Below are 13,013 nucleotides of genomic sequence, written 5' to 3'. Positions count from 1 at the left end.
ACTTTAACCTGAATTCTTTGTCTTAAACCTATTTCATTAGGAGTTTAGATTCACCAATCAAAAATAGGACTTTTTTAAAGTACTTTTTAAAAAGGAGATGATAAGCAATCATAGAAAAAAGGACAAAAAAACCCAAACGATTTGATGGAATTAAAGACTCTCTCCAATTCGTTTGGGTTTTGCAATTACATTAAATAATATGTCACAGAATTTACTTCCACCACGTATCAAACATAGATGCTGGCACTTGTCGCTTATGTTCTGTCATCACATAGCGTTTTTCAATTTTTTCAGCAACATCTGCTGGAACTGTTTTGCCTTCCAAATAGTCGTCCAGCTGATCATAAGAAATTCCAAGCTCTGTTTCATCTGCCTGGCCGGGCTTTTGATCAAGTAAATCTGCTGTTGGAACCTTTAAATAAATTCTCTCTTCTGCCCCAAGCTCTTGAAGCAGCTGTTTTCCTTGCCGTTTGGATAAACCTGTTAATGGCAGAACGTCCGCACCGCCATCACCATATTTAGTAAAGAACCCAGTTACCGCTTCTGCAGCATGATCTGTTCCAATGACAAGCAGGTTTTTTTGTCCGCCAAAAACATATTGTGCGATCATTCTCATTCTTGCCTTTACATTTCCTTTATGATAATCCTTGAGTTCATCTCCGGCTCCAGACGTGTCATAGGTTTCTTTAACTGCATCCACGGCTGTTTTAATATTAAATGAAAATTCTTGATCTGCCTTAATAAAATCCAAGGCACACTGTGCATCATCTTCATCCAGTTGTGTACCATAAGGCAGTCTGATTGCTGCAAATGTTGCATCATATCCTTCTGAGCGCAATTCCTCTACAGCTAATTGAGCAAGGCGTCCAGCTAATGAAGAATCCTGTCCACCGCTAATGCCCAGCACATAGCCTTTTGCGTTTGTTTTTTTCAGGTAATCCTTTAGAAACTGAATACGATTTGTTATCTCTTCTTTTGGGTCAATTTCTGATTTTACATTTAATGCGGAAATAATTTCAGACTGCAAGCTCATTTTACAGCATCCTCTCTATTTTTCATTTTGTTTAACTTTCTCTTTAATAGTGGCAATATGATTCATTTTGTTTTCCCAGCAAGCAGGACTTAAATCAACAGGGTACTCTTCAGGATTTAATGCTCGGCGATATTCATCCCAAAGCAGGCTGAGATTTGCTTTTACTTTTTGCTGAATTTTATCAATCTCCGGCTTTTGATAAGTCAGTTCGCCATTACTGAAAACTTGCACATGAAGTTCTTTTGCCTCAAAATTTGTCACAAATTTACTAATATACGTGTGGACTGGATGGAACATTTTTAACCGTTCCTCCTGCTGAGGATCTTCATAATCTAGGGCAATATAATCGCCTTCTGATTTATCATTTGCCTTATTGATTATACGGTAAACTTTTTTAAGTCCTGGTGTTGATACTTTTTCAGGATTCGCACTAATTTTAATGGTATCGGTCATTTCTCCGTCTCTTTCAATACTGACTAGTTTATATACCGCTCCCAGTGCTGGCTGGTCATAGCCAGTAATTAGCTTCGTCCCGATTCCCCATATATCAATTTTAGCACCTTGGGCCTTTAAGTTCATAATGGTATACTCATCAAGATCATTAGAAGCAATGATTTTTGTATCAGTGAACCCAGCATCATCAAGCATTTTGCGTGCTTCCTTTGACAGATACGCTAAGTCACCGCTATCAAGCCGAATTCCTTTAAATCGGATCTTATCTCCAAGCTCTTTTGCCACTTTAATTGCATTAGGCACTCCTGAACGGAGGGTGTTATAAGTGTCGACTAGAAATACACAATCTGTATGGCTTTCTGCATATTTATGAAAAGCCTTATATTCATCTCCATATGCTTGAACTAGGGCATGGGCATGCGTACCAGCTACTGGTATTCCGAATTTCTTTCCGGCCCTTACATTTGATGTAGCCTGAAATCCGCCAATAAAAGCTGCTCTAGTGCCCCAAATCGCAGCATCAAGTTCTTGGGCGCGGCGTGAACCATATTCCATGGCAACTTCATCACCAACAACCTCTTTAATTCTTGCCGCTTTTGTAGCGATCAATGTTTGATAGTTAACAATGTTTAACAGGGCTGTTTCAATCAATTGTGCTTCTGCTAGTGATGCCTCCACCCTTAAAATCGGCACATTACCGAAAACCAATTCTCCTTCTTCCATACAGTTAACTGTACCTGTAAAACGCAATTCACTTAAATACGCAAGAAAATCCTCTGGATAGTTCAATGTTTCACGTAAAAATTGAATATCACTTGTTGTAAATGAAAAACCTTGCAGGTATTCAATCACTCTCTCTAAACCTGCAAAAATTCCATATCCATTTCCAAAAGGCAGCTTGCGAAAAAAGAGATCAAAAACAGCCTTATTTTCATGAATGCCGTCCTGCCAATAAGTGAAAGCCATATTGATTTGGTAAAGATCTGTGTGAAGTCCTAAGCTATCATCTTCAAAAATTGTACCCATGGTGACTCACCTTCTCCTTTAGATTATGTTTGCATTTAAAGTATTTTTAAAATGGGAAAGTGCCCACTCATGTCCTATTTCATTAAAACTTGCAACTGCATCACTATGAATATTGATTTTAAATCCTTTGTTATATGCATCAACAGCAGTATGAAGCACACAAATATCTGTACAGACCCCAACAAGAAGCAGCTCTTGAATACCTCTTTCGCGAAGCAGCAACTCAATGTTGGTTCCGGCAAATGCGCTGTATCGTGTTTTATCTTTCCATATTACATGGTTTTCCAATTTATATTTATCATACACATCTGCAAGCTTCCCATATAAATTTCTTCCTTCAGTTCCAGCTATATTGTGCGGAGGATATAATGCAGTTTCTGGGTGAAAAGGATCTCCTTCGTGATGCAAATCGATGGCAAAAAAGACTGGATCTCCTGCATTTATAAACTCTTCCGTTAATGAAGTGATTTTATCTTCAATCTTGATGGCAGGTTCTCCGCATGGCAATGCACCTGTAACAAAATCATTTGTGTAGTCAATGACTATTAAAGCTTTCTTCACACTGATTCCTCCTTCATTAATATCTTGCGGTATAGATTGGATTTACGATATCCATATCAATAAAGCGATAGAGCTTTGTTCCTTTTTTGGATGTCCGCTGTGTTGTTTTTCCATCTGCTAATTCAATAAACGGCAATGTTTTAATCTTTCTTGCAAAAGATTGCTCATTCAAAATGGCAGAATCCTCTGTGACGGTTGAGAGCACAGCTTGAAGCTCTGAATATGTGAACTCATCTGGCAGAAAGTTTTTAGCTGCGGTTGTCTGAAGCATAACCTTGGTAACCATTTCAAGTGCTTGTTTGATTATTTCCTGGTGATCAAAAGCTAATTCCGATTGCAGCACATCGGCAACTGAAAAAAGGGCAACATCTGCTGCATCATCATTTGCTTGACGGCTTTTTAATAAGTGTTCAGGCACTAGAGCGTAGAAGGCATTTGAAAGAATCCAGCCGCGCGGATCCCTTCCAGGCTGATCAAACACTCCAAAATGCTTCATATGAATATTTTGAATGCCTGTCTCTTCCATTAATTCTCTTTCAGCGGCTTCCAGTCCATTTTCACTATCTTTGACGAAACCGCCAGGAAGTGCCCACTTTCCTGCCTCAATATTTTCTGTTCCTTCAGCAGTCAATTCACTGCGCTTTATAAGCATGATTTTCAATGACATAACAGGAGGTTTAAAAGCCTCTCTTTTTTCAGTGACAATCGTGAAAACAGCAATATCAGCCGTATAGCCATCAGGTGTACGATATTTTTGGTTCATATCCAATTGTTAAAACGTCACCACCTTTTATATTTAACAAAATGTTAATTGTTAATTTTATTATATGCAATCTTCTCCAAGAAAGAAAGTCTTTTACTTTATTTTCCCTATTTTTTTTCTCTTACTCACTAATTTTTGCTTTTTCACGCCTCCCTCTCATTGTGCATAGGATGTATGGATCTTACCCACAAAGTATTGACAACTATATGCCGAAGGAGGCAAGGAACATTGAATCGAAAAAAATGGCTATCTTATGCCATCACAGCATTTGCTGCAGCGGTAGTGTCTATATTTCTATTTTCTTTTATTGATAGTAAGGAAGATCACCCAAGCGGAGAAACGCATGCCAATGAAACCGGGGAATCCGAACCAGCTAGCGGCGGAGAAAACGGTGTTATAAATAATGTTGAAAATGATGTTAATAGCGATAAAGCAAATATTAATAATTCGATAGATAATCAAATAGAAAACGGAAACAATAATTCAATTGATAACAATATAACTAACAATATTAACGTTAATGTCGACGTAAACGTTCAAAATGATATTACAAACAATACTGATGGTGCATCATCCAATCAAGATCAAAGCACTGATGAGAGTAATGATGCTGAAAATGACCAGAATTCTAGTGAAGAAAGTTCGAATCAAAGCAGCAGCGATCAAAATGCCAGCGGTAACGGAAACGGAAGTGAAGAAGTCGTTTGGGGTGTAGACTCGGCAAGTCTAACCACAAACGACTTGCTTTCCTGTGTACGTGAAAATTTTGGTGATCCAGCAATCTGGGGCCGATATTTAGGGGAAAAGGAAGGTGTATCTGCTGGTATTACCCCTGAAGAAATTGAACTTCTTCATACTGAAGGAATTGAAATCCTAATTATATGGAATCATTTCACCAATGCCACAGGCTACGAAAATGGGCAAAACGAAGCTAGACAAGCAATTGAAGAAGCAAGGCAGCTTGGAATACCAGAAGGAGTTGCCATTTTTGCGGATATTGAACCAAATTATCCGGTAGATAGTGAATTTATTCGCGGTTATTATGAGGGAATAAGTGAATCTTCTTATGTTCCTGGTGTGTACGGGGTATTTGATTCAGAACGAGCATTATTTACAGAATATGCTGCAGCGGCTGAAAATCATTCTGACTTGCAGAATGATATGATTATTTGGACCGCCTCTCCACAGGTAGGGATTACGACGAAGGAAAATGCGCCAGCATATAATCCAGAAGCTCCTGAAGGTTCACAAATCTATGGATGGCAATATGGTCTTGACGCTCAAACATGCAATATTGATACAAACTTATTCCGTGGTGCTTTAAGCGATTATTTATGGAGTTAAATAGTAAACTTAATATAAAAATTAGTTGACTAAAAACCATCCTTTTCTTTATAATGTAAACTAACAAAGAAAGATAGTTTACATATTTAGAAAGGGAGATACATATGAACAGCGAACAAATTAAACTTAGATCAATGATTGTTACCGCTCTATTTGCGGCAGTGATCGGTGTGATGGCACAGATGGTCATTCCTATTCCTCCCGTACCGATTACAGGCCAGACACTGGCAATCGGACTTGCTGCAACTATTTTAGGGGCAAAATATGGCACTTTTTCTGTTCTTTTATATTTAATGATTGGCGCTGCTGGTGTCCCTGTCTTTGCGGAATTTTCAGGTGGGCTTTCTACCATTGTTGGACCAACTGGCGGATATTTAATTGGCTTCATTCCTGCCGTTTTTATAATGGGCTTTTATATGGAGAAAACCGCTTTTACCTTTTTACAGGCAATGATCGCCAATACAATCGGTATGCTGATCGCACTTATTTTCGGTACAGTATGGCTAAAGATTGCTGCTGATATGTCCTGGCTTGCTGCTATTGCCGGCGGATTTACACCATTCATCATTGTTGGTCTTATTAAAGCCGCAATGGCTGCATGGATTGGTGTTTTAGTAAGGAAACGGCTGCAATCTGCCAAGCTTTTACTGCCTACAGAGTATACAGCGAAGAAATCAGCTTAAATAAAACACAAAGTAAGCCAAAGCGTTCTTCAGACGCCTTGGCTTCTTTTTATTTCTGCCTATAAATTAAAGATCGTGCCTACTAGCGAGTAGACTATGACTGTTGAAAAAAGAATGGTCATATGCAAAAGCGAATAGATAAACATTGTTTTTGCCCATTTTTCCGGATCCATTTTATGATATCCGTAAATACTTAAAGCCAGCCATCCGCCTCCAAGCAGAAAAGAAACAAGTGTTAAACCCATGCTTAAAGAGCTAAAAAGAAAGCTTGTTAAGATCAATAAAACCAGATAAAAATTCGTTTGCCAATATGTCCGTTTTATCCCTTTTACAACAGGAAGCATAGGCACACCAGCACGTTTATATTCATCATGTCTGCGAATGCCAATTGCGTAAAAATGCGGCATTTGCCAAATAATCGTAATAATAAATAATCCTAATACCGCTGGATGGGTAATTTCAGGATTAATAGCAGCCCAGCCAATCAATGGAGGTGTAGCTCCAGACAGACTCCCGATTTCCGTATTATAGACGGTTCTTCTCTTGCTCCACATGGTGTATGGCACCACATATAAGAACAAGCCCGCAAAACCGATGATGGAAGCTAATGGTGAGGCTAATGCTAGCGAAATAATTCCTGCGATTGTCATAATGATTGCCAGCCATAATGCTTTAGAAAATGTTATTTCATTTGTAACAGTTGGTCTTTGCTTTGTTCTTTCCATTACAGCATCAATATCCCGGTCATACAGGTTATTAAATGCACCAGCTGCTCCCATCACTAAAATTGAACCAATAAGGGCAAAAAATATATTCGGGATTTGATCTATAAGATCTAAATCATACGTGTATATTGCCAATGTAAGTCCAGCAAACATAGGAATTAGATTCGATTTTATAATTCCTGTTTTAACTGTTGCAGCTAAAATTTTTGTCATTGGTTGTTTCTGTATTGTTATCTCTTCATGTTTATTTGCCATTACCACATATTCTTTCCTTTACATGTAATCACTATATATAAGGATTGTATCATACATTCTAAGCAGTCTGAGGAAAATATGCCTATAAGACAAAAATCATCTAGCTTCACAGAACCATTTAGGCAATACCCCTTAATTCCCTAGTTATAATTAGTTTCTCTCTTTTCAATAACGATCAAGCATGTACTATCTGGTAAAGCAACTTCTCTTCCAAACTCATCCATATACAGTATTTTCTCACCTAAATGAACGGGGTATCCTTCCTGCAAATAATGCTTTAAACAAATAATCTTTGCCTCTTCCCCTAGTGTTTTCTTAATAAATTCATCATATTCTGCCGGTGTAAAGTAGCCAAATTGCTCCTGCACTTCATGTGCAAAGGCTTCTGGTCCCCATGTTAGTGTGTACAATGCCTCCATGCTATCGTTAATCAGCATTTTCACTTCATCTTCCGCTATTATTTCATAAGTAATTTTTCTGCCTTTAAATTCTTTTGCATATTGTTCTAAATAGGTCATCCATTTCTCATCCTTAAAACGGATTCTTCTGAATTCATCTTTATTCTCCGACATGATCCCATCTCTTATAATAATTCTTCCCCCTGGCTTTAAAACTGAGAATGCACTTTGCAGGGCCTCACCAATTACCTCATGGTTAAACCTGCGGCCCTTGAACGGGATATAAGAAAATAGTTCATGTAAAATCGAAGAAAAGATAATCGTATCAACAGATTCAGCAGAAAATGTATCTGCTAACTGAAGTGCATCACCCTTCATGACATGCCATGTGTGCTGCTCTTCATCCTTTTTCTTCAGCAGATTTTCGATCACATTTTCAGCAATATCAATACCTATAATATCTTTATTCGTTGTCTCTCTTTCAATCATATCAAGCATTATGCCGCCGCCTGGACCGATATCGACTATTTTGTTTCCTTTTAAATAATCGAGAATGATCCGCTTATCATCTGCTGCTTTGTTCATACCTTCTAAATATTCCTGTTCATTGTGAAAGCGGTCATACGCATCTCTTCTTAGGCCAAAAAAGTCAAATAACATGATGGTTGCTCTGGAATGCATCAAATCCACTTTTTCTGCCTCTACGCAAAAACGGATTAAAGCTTCGCCAACATCAGAAAATGCAAAGGAAATGAAGGCGCACTGTGCCTCTTTATCATAATCCATCTTAAATGACACATGTGTCTCATCTGGTTTCATGGATTGACGATATTCCAGCAAATATTTCTCAATAACTCGTTTTCGATAAATATTTGTATGTTTAATCCCTTTATAGTCATAATGCATTTGCACCATAAATTCTCCAAAATGAATATGCCTTATCTGTAAAGAAGCTGTATGATCTGCAGCTAATTCCATAATAGTGAATATATCTAAAAGAGAAAAATCATGTAAGGCAGCTGCAGCATACCAAATATCAGCATGTTCAATTAACGCTTCAATAGAAGGGTTCATCTCTCCCTCGATATACTTGCCTTCTGTTAACCTGAAGAGACGTTCTCTGGAGGTTTGCTTTATTTCTCCATCTATTATATGGTCAATGATCTCTGCTGCTTCATCTTTTACTTCACTCCATATTTTTTCAGACACCGCCCTGATAATACACTCATTTAACATCATAAGCATTTCTCTTATTTGTTTGTCATGATAAAACTTCTTTAAGCTAACAATTAATTTTATTGAGGATTGAAGCCGGGACTCCCCTCTTATGTATTGACCAATTAATCCATGTGTGAAAATCAGCTGAAAAGTCAGATCCTTTCGTTCAGGATTTTCATAAAAAACAAGATCGTTAAAGATATGAGCAGATGCTTCATTGTGAATTTGAAGCTGATAGCCCTGATCACTCCATCTTTTCCTTTGACTGTAACTGCCGCCTTTTGAAATTTCACTATAAGCCAGAACTGTAGATAGCATGTAATAAATTTCATCCCGCTCACCTTTTATTTCCTCAAGAATAGCAAGAGTACGATAAACATAATCAAAAAGGTGAGATGAACTCATATGATTCACAGCTTCGACTGACTCATAATTTTGCGTGATCTCTTCTGCTGAAACAATCATATCAAGCCAATCGGGCAATACTCCCGTATGTTCATTATTTTTGTAAGCATGTATAATTTCAAAATGAGTTTGATGCAAAACAATTCCCCCAATGCTTTTATTAACCTTCTATTTATGTTAACTCTATAAATAATTCTTTCGCTGATTCCGAAATAGTTCATTCAAAACAAATGGAGTACTTAGAATGGCAGGAAACAAATAATAACTTAACCGGTAAAATAAAAGAATTAATAAACACAATTCCGCTTGAACTCCATAAAATTCCATCCCTATTAAAAAAACAAAATCGAATGATCCTATTCCACCTGGAATCATGCTGATAATTCCAACACATGAAGATAAAATCACAATAGGTAAAATAGAAAGAAGTGAAATATGCACACCCAAAATATTGGATATTCCCCAAATACAGATCACTACAAAGAGCCATTCGAAGAAAGAGATCAGTAAAAGCTCTCCAAGATAAGACTTTTTAACGTTTTCAAGATTCCATGTACTCTTACGAAGAGAGAAAATAACAAACAATATTGGTGTATAGGCTGCCACAGCAATGACCGCAATTTTTGCCATTTTCATTTCATTTAAAAAACGGCCGTCAAATAAGATAATTAAAAAAGATAAAATAGATAGACCGGTTAAATAAAATAATGACAGCTTGGCAATAATTTTAATATATGGAACGTCATTTTGAACATAGCGCCGAAAATACATTGAACGTAATGTTGCTCCTGCAACACCGCCAAATCCCACTAAATTCGAATATCCATTAGCGGATAACGACATCCAAAACAGTTTCCTATTTGAGATTTCGATCTTGAATAACTTTACAAGAATAACATCATAATAATACATAGGAAAAAGTGCAATGAGACCGAGAATAAAGATATAAATAATATGCTGAACAGACAGCCTGTCCATATACAAATTTAACAAACTCCAATTAAAATCCTTCATAATCCCCTGAGCTTCATAATAAATGATCCCCAAGATCACCAGCGGAATAATCACTTTTGCTATTGTTACAACGTGTTTCTTTTTAATAATAGACAAATTACTCCTCCAATTCTTCCTAGTGAACTTTCCGTCAAATAATTGCAATAAGGAAAGTCAGCCATTTAATGATATAAGGAAAACTTCCCCAATAGCAACCCTAAAAAAGGAATAAACTGATCCTTCCTAAACTGTATTGCTTTACATCTCACAGATAGCTTTTTTGTAACTGACTTTCTTTATGCACAATATAAACTCACTTATAATGGCGATCTTGCCAATCGTGTCAGCTATATCGCTTCTTGCTCCTGCCATTGTGGTTAGAGGAAAATTGCTGTATAATTTGTGATATAACAAACAAATGGTGTGAGAAAAAAGAGGTGAATAAATGACGGATTTTATATTAGAAATTAGCAACAACTATGCACATTACACATTATATGCTAGTTTATTCATCGTCTTTACTGCTAAATTTGCATGGGTTTGGAATACAGAATCCATTCATTTGAAGCCCAATAAATATCAGAAGCAGTTTTCACTTCATATAGAGGATTATATTTTAAAAATTAGTGACTCTTTAAATGTAAACTTTGAATTGCGGTTCCTATTTGTTTGTATCCGCAGAAAAGAAGCACCAAATGACGATACAGCATCACACCTCCCTATCTGTTTCAATCACTAAAATGAAAAACAGAAGGGAATTGAACATACTTGAAATTAAACAAAAAGCTTTTAATGTTTACGATGATTATTTTATCAGCAGCACTGCTTGCAGGCTGTCAATCGCAGGGAAGTGACGGAGGTTTCTTCCATACCGTCTTTGTTAACCCATTTGCTGTTTCCATTCATTATGTTGGCATGTTTTTTAATGATAATTTTGGGATTGCTATTATCATTATTACATTAGCAGTTAGGCTGTTATTAATGCCGCTGATGATGAAACAATATAAGAACCAGCAGGTTATGAAAGAAAAAATGGACCTTCTGAAGCCTGAAATGGAAAAGATTCAAAAGAAGTTAAAAGAAACAAAGAACCAGAAAGAACAGCAAAAGCTTCAGCAAGAGATGATGGGGCTTTACCAAAAGCATGGAGTCAACCCGCTTAACATTGGCTGTCTGCCTATGCTTATTCAAACGCCAATATTAATGGGCTTTTATTATGCTATTCGAGGATCAGAGGAAATTGCCACACATTCTTTTCTTTGGTTTAACCTTGGAGAGTCAGATATATGGATTACAGTATTAGCTGGTATTGTCTACTTTCTGCAATTCAAGCTTACTCAAACAAGTTTGCCTGCTGCTCAGCAGCAGCAAATGAAATTTATGGGATTGCTTTCTCCAATCATGATCGTGTTTATTTCGTTAAATGCACCTGCTGCTCTGCCGCTTTACTGGACGGTTGGAGGCATTTTCTTAATGTTCCAATCCTGGTTAGGACGCAAGCTATATCAGCAGAAGAAAGAACCATCTGGTCTAGTTAATAATGAAGCATAAACAAAAAGCGCAGAGTGATTCTGCGCTTTTTTGCTGCGATTGTATATTTCAGCTTCTCTTCTAACCAGCCATGATTAGCAGCATCCCAGTAAACGCACAACAGATGCCACCAAAGTAGCTGATACTCAAGTAGAAGAAAAAAGAAGCATAATCTTTATGTTTAAACATGTTTACAAGCTCAATCGAAAGTGTTGAGAAAGTGGTAAATCCCCCCAAAAACCCTATTGCAGATAAGGCATAGAGATCCCCTTTCAAACCGCTGCCTGCAAGCAAGCCCAATAAAAAGGACCCAATCAAATTAACCGAAAGTGTGCCATATGGGATTCTGCTATTGGTTCTGCTTGAAAAGAATATAGACACCCAATACCGGCAAACAGCCCCTAAAAAACCACCTGCAGCAACTAAAAGGATGGTCATGAATGAGTCTCCTCCTTGCGCTTTACTACAAATTTCAATCCCAGAGCAGCTGCCAAAATCCCTCCAAGTGCGCAAGAGAAAATATAAATAAATGCAATTAATTGTTCTCCTTCAGATATTAACCTTGCTGTTTCAGCACTCACTGCTGACAAGGTTGTAAAAGAACCAATAGCTCCAGTTCCTAAGAGAAGCTGATGGTGCCGGTTTATCTTTAACCTTGCCGAATTTGTAACAAGTATGCCTAATAGGAATGAACCTAACATATTGGTTAAAAAAGTAGCAAATGGAAATGAATGAACTGTACTAAATGGCAATGACGCAATAAAAAAGCGCATTACACTTCCAATCATTCCGCCAACGCCAACATATATATACGTCAATACTAAAAACTCCTTACTATATCCCGATTGCCTTTAACTCCCACTTTAACATCTTACATAACTAAATGTATTTTACACATTCTAAAAAAGATAATGAAGAGAAGGAGTGATCCAGTTGATAAACAAAAAAGCACTAATTGGGACAGCTTTTGCAGCCATTATGCTATCAGCATGTGGTGCCAATAACAACAACCTCAATGATACTGCATTTGATGATAGAAACCTAAACGAACCCCTTCGTGTAAATTATGAAAATAATGACCGAATGAACAGAACAAATGAAAATAATGGCAATACACGATCCTATAATATAAATAATAATGGCAATCAAGAGCTTAACGACTACCGTTTAAATGGCGGCGATAGAGTTAACAATGCCGATGATGAAATCAACCGATCTATGAAGGTTGCTGATCGTGTAGCGGACAAAATTACAGATATGCAGGAAGTTGATCGCGCCAATGTCATTGTCACAGATAATAACGCCTATGTTGCAGCTTCACTTGAGGATGTCAGGAACCTAGAGACAAGAGGTACACTGGAAAATAAAATTTCTGATCAAGTTAAGTCGGTTGACCAGGATATCAATAATGTATATGTATCATTTGATCCAGATTTTAATAATCGTATGACAACCTACGCTGATGATATCCGCAATGGGGAACCAGCAGAAGGATTCTTTGATGAATTTAACGAAATGGTGCGCAGAATTTTTCCAACTCAAAATGACTGACCATCTATAGCACCATTCATTTTCCCATGATAAAAGGCAAGCTGAAGTTTTGCAGCTTGCCTTTTCTTATCATTT

Annotated in this window: 14 protein-coding genes; 5 read left to right on the top strand and 9 right to left on the bottom strand. The window is 37.3% G+C overall.

What is annotated here, in order from left to right:
• Positions 1-211: 211 nt before the first annotated feature.
• The 4 genes from nadE to A6754_RS11040 are packed head-to-tail and all read right to left on the bottom strand — an operon-like array spanning position 212 to position 3,836.
• Positions 212-1,033 (bottom strand): NAD(+) synthase, encoded by an 822-nt coding sequence (gene nadE / locus A6754_RS11055; RefSeq protein ID WP_066445156.1) that lies wholly within the window; start codon positions 1,031-1,033, stop codon positions 212-214.
• A gap of 15 nt (positions 1,034-1,048) precedes the next feature.
• A complete protein-coding gene (locus A6754_RS11050; RefSeq protein ID WP_066445153.1) occupies positions 1,049-2,512 on the bottom strand; it encodes a nicotinate phosphoribosyltransferase in 1,464 nt (487 codons plus the stop codon).
• Between the two features lie 18 nt (positions 2,513-2,530).
• Complete coding sequence (locus A6754_RS11045) at positions 2,531-3,073, bottom strand: cysteine hydrolase family protein (RefSeq protein ID WP_066445151.1); 543 nt, start codon at positions 3,071-3,073, stop codon at positions 2,531-2,533.
• 16 nt (positions 3,074-3,089) lie between these two features.
• On the bottom strand, positions 3,090-3,836 hold the full coding sequence (locus A6754_RS11040; protein WP_066451581.1) for an NUDIX domain-containing protein: 747 nt from the start codon (positions 3,834-3,836) through the stop codon (positions 3,090-3,092).
• Positions 3,837-4,064: 228 nt separating this feature from the next.
• On the opposite strand from A6754_RS11040, the gene A6754_RS11035 reads away from it, so the two are divergent.
• Positions 4,065-5,180 (top strand): glycoside hydrolase domain-containing protein, encoded by a 1,116-nt coding sequence (locus A6754_RS11035; RefSeq protein ID WP_066445149.1) that lies wholly within the window; start codon positions 4,065-4,067, stop codon positions 5,178-5,180.
• Between the two features lie 104 nt (positions 5,181-5,284).
• Positions 5,285-5,863, top strand: coding sequence for a biotin transporter BioY (locus tag A6754_RS11030; protein WP_066445147.1), 579 nt, complete (start codon positions 5,285-5,287; stop codon positions 5,861-5,863).
• A gap of 59 nt (positions 5,864-5,922) precedes the next feature.
• Here A6754_RS11030 and cyoE read toward each other — a convergent pair whose 3' ends face one another.
• The 3 genes from cyoE to A6754_RS11015 all read right to left on the bottom strand — a co-directional run bounded on the left by cyoE (position 5,923) and on the right by A6754_RS11015 (position 9,974).
• The gene (gene cyoE / locus A6754_RS11025; protein ID WP_066451579.1) at positions 5,923-6,843 is read right to left on the bottom strand and encodes a heme o synthase; all 921 of its coding nucleotides are present in this window, start codon (positions 6,841-6,843) and stop codon (positions 5,923-5,925) included.
• A 140-nt stretch (positions 6,844-6,983) separates the two neighbouring features.
• Positions 6,984-9,002, bottom strand: a complete 2,019-nt coding sequence (locus A6754_RS11020; RefSeq protein WP_066445144.1) for a class I SAM-dependent methyltransferase — start codon at positions 9,000-9,002, stop codon at positions 6,984-6,986.
• 45 nt (positions 9,003-9,047) lie between these two features.
• Positions 9,048-9,974, bottom strand: a complete 927-nt coding sequence (locus tag A6754_RS11015) for a lysylphosphatidylglycerol synthase domain-containing protein (protein ID WP_066445142.1) — start codon at positions 9,972-9,974, stop codon at positions 9,048-9,050.
• Between the two features lie 328 nt (positions 9,975-10,302).
• Here A6754_RS11015 and A6754_RS11010 point away from each other — a divergent pair, with 328 nt between their 5' ends.
• Together A6754_RS11010 and yidC are read left to right on the top strand one after the other, a co-directional pair.
• Positions 10,303-10,596: a hypothetical protein gene (locus tag A6754_RS11010; RefSeq protein ID WP_066445138.1), complete on the top strand. Its 294-nt coding sequence runs from the start codon at positions 10,303-10,305 to the stop codon at positions 10,594-10,596.
• Between the two features lie 29 nt (positions 10,597-10,625).
• A complete protein-coding gene (gene yidC / locus A6754_RS11005) occupies positions 10,626-11,408 on the top strand; it encodes a membrane protein insertase YidC (RefSeq protein WP_066445136.1) in 783 nt (260 codons plus the stop codon).
• Between the two features lie 60 nt (positions 11,409-11,468).
• Here yidC and A6754_RS11000 read toward each other — a convergent pair whose 3' ends face one another.
• Both A6754_RS11000 and A6754_RS10995 read right to left on the bottom strand, forming a co-directional pair.
• Positions 11,469-11,825 carry a fluoride efflux transporter FluC gene (locus A6754_RS11000; RefSeq protein ID WP_066445134.1) on the bottom strand — a complete coding sequence of 119 codons (357 nt, stop codon included), beginning with the start codon at positions 11,823-11,825 and terminating at the stop codon, positions 11,469-11,471.
• On the bottom strand, positions 11,822-12,205 hold the full coding sequence (locus tag A6754_RS10995; RefSeq protein WP_066445132.1) for a fluoride efflux transporter FluC: 384 nt from the start codon (positions 12,203-12,205) through the stop codon (positions 11,822-11,824). Before A6754_RS10995 ends, A6754_RS11000 begins: the two co-directional genes overlap by 4 nt.
• Before the next feature lie 115 nt (positions 12,206-12,320).
• Between A6754_RS10995 and A6754_RS10990 the strand changes: the two genes are divergently transcribed.
• Positions 12,321-12,938, top strand: coding sequence for a YhcN/YlaJ family sporulation lipoprotein (locus A6754_RS10990; protein ID WP_082851663.1), 618 nt, complete (start codon positions 12,321-12,323; stop codon positions 12,936-12,938).
• Positions 12,939-13,013: the final 75 nt, after the last annotated feature.

The sequence above is a fragment of the Cytobacillus gottheilii genome, assembly GCF_001636345.1.
GTDB classification, from domain to species: Bacteria; Bacillota; Bacilli; order Bacillales; family Cytobacillaceae; genus Cytobacillus; species Cytobacillus gottheilii.
This window is presented reverse-complemented; position numbering and strand designations above follow the sequence as displayed.

Excerpts from the sequence above, each read along its gene's own strand:
- nadE (WP_066445156.1), bottom strand. The coding sequence starts at position 1,033 with ATGAGCTTGCAGTCTGAAATTATTTCCGCATTAAATGTAAAATCAGAA.
- A6754_RS11050 (WP_066445153.1), bottom strand. The coding sequence starts at position 2,512 with ATGGGTACAATTTTTGAAGATGATAGCTTAGGACTTCACACAGATCTT.
- A6754_RS11040 (WP_066451581.1), bottom strand. The coding sequence starts at position 3,836 with ATGAACCAAAAATATCGTACACCTGATGGCTATACGGCTGATATTGCT.
- A6754_RS11030 (WP_066445147.1), top strand. The coding sequence starts at position 5,285 with ATGAACAGCGAACAAATTAAACTTAGATCAATGATTGTTACCGCTCTA.
- cyoE (WP_066451579.1), bottom strand. The coding sequence starts at position 6,843 with ATGGCAAATAAACATGAAGAGATAACAATACAGAAACAACCAATGACA.
- A6754_RS11010 (WP_066445138.1), top strand. The coding sequence starts at position 10,303 with ATGACGGATTTTATATTAGAAATTAGCAACAACTATGCACATTACACA.
- A6754_RS11000 (WP_066445134.1), bottom strand. The coding sequence starts at position 11,825 with ATGACCATCCTTTTAGTTGCTGCAGGTGGTTTTTTAGGGGCTGTTTGC.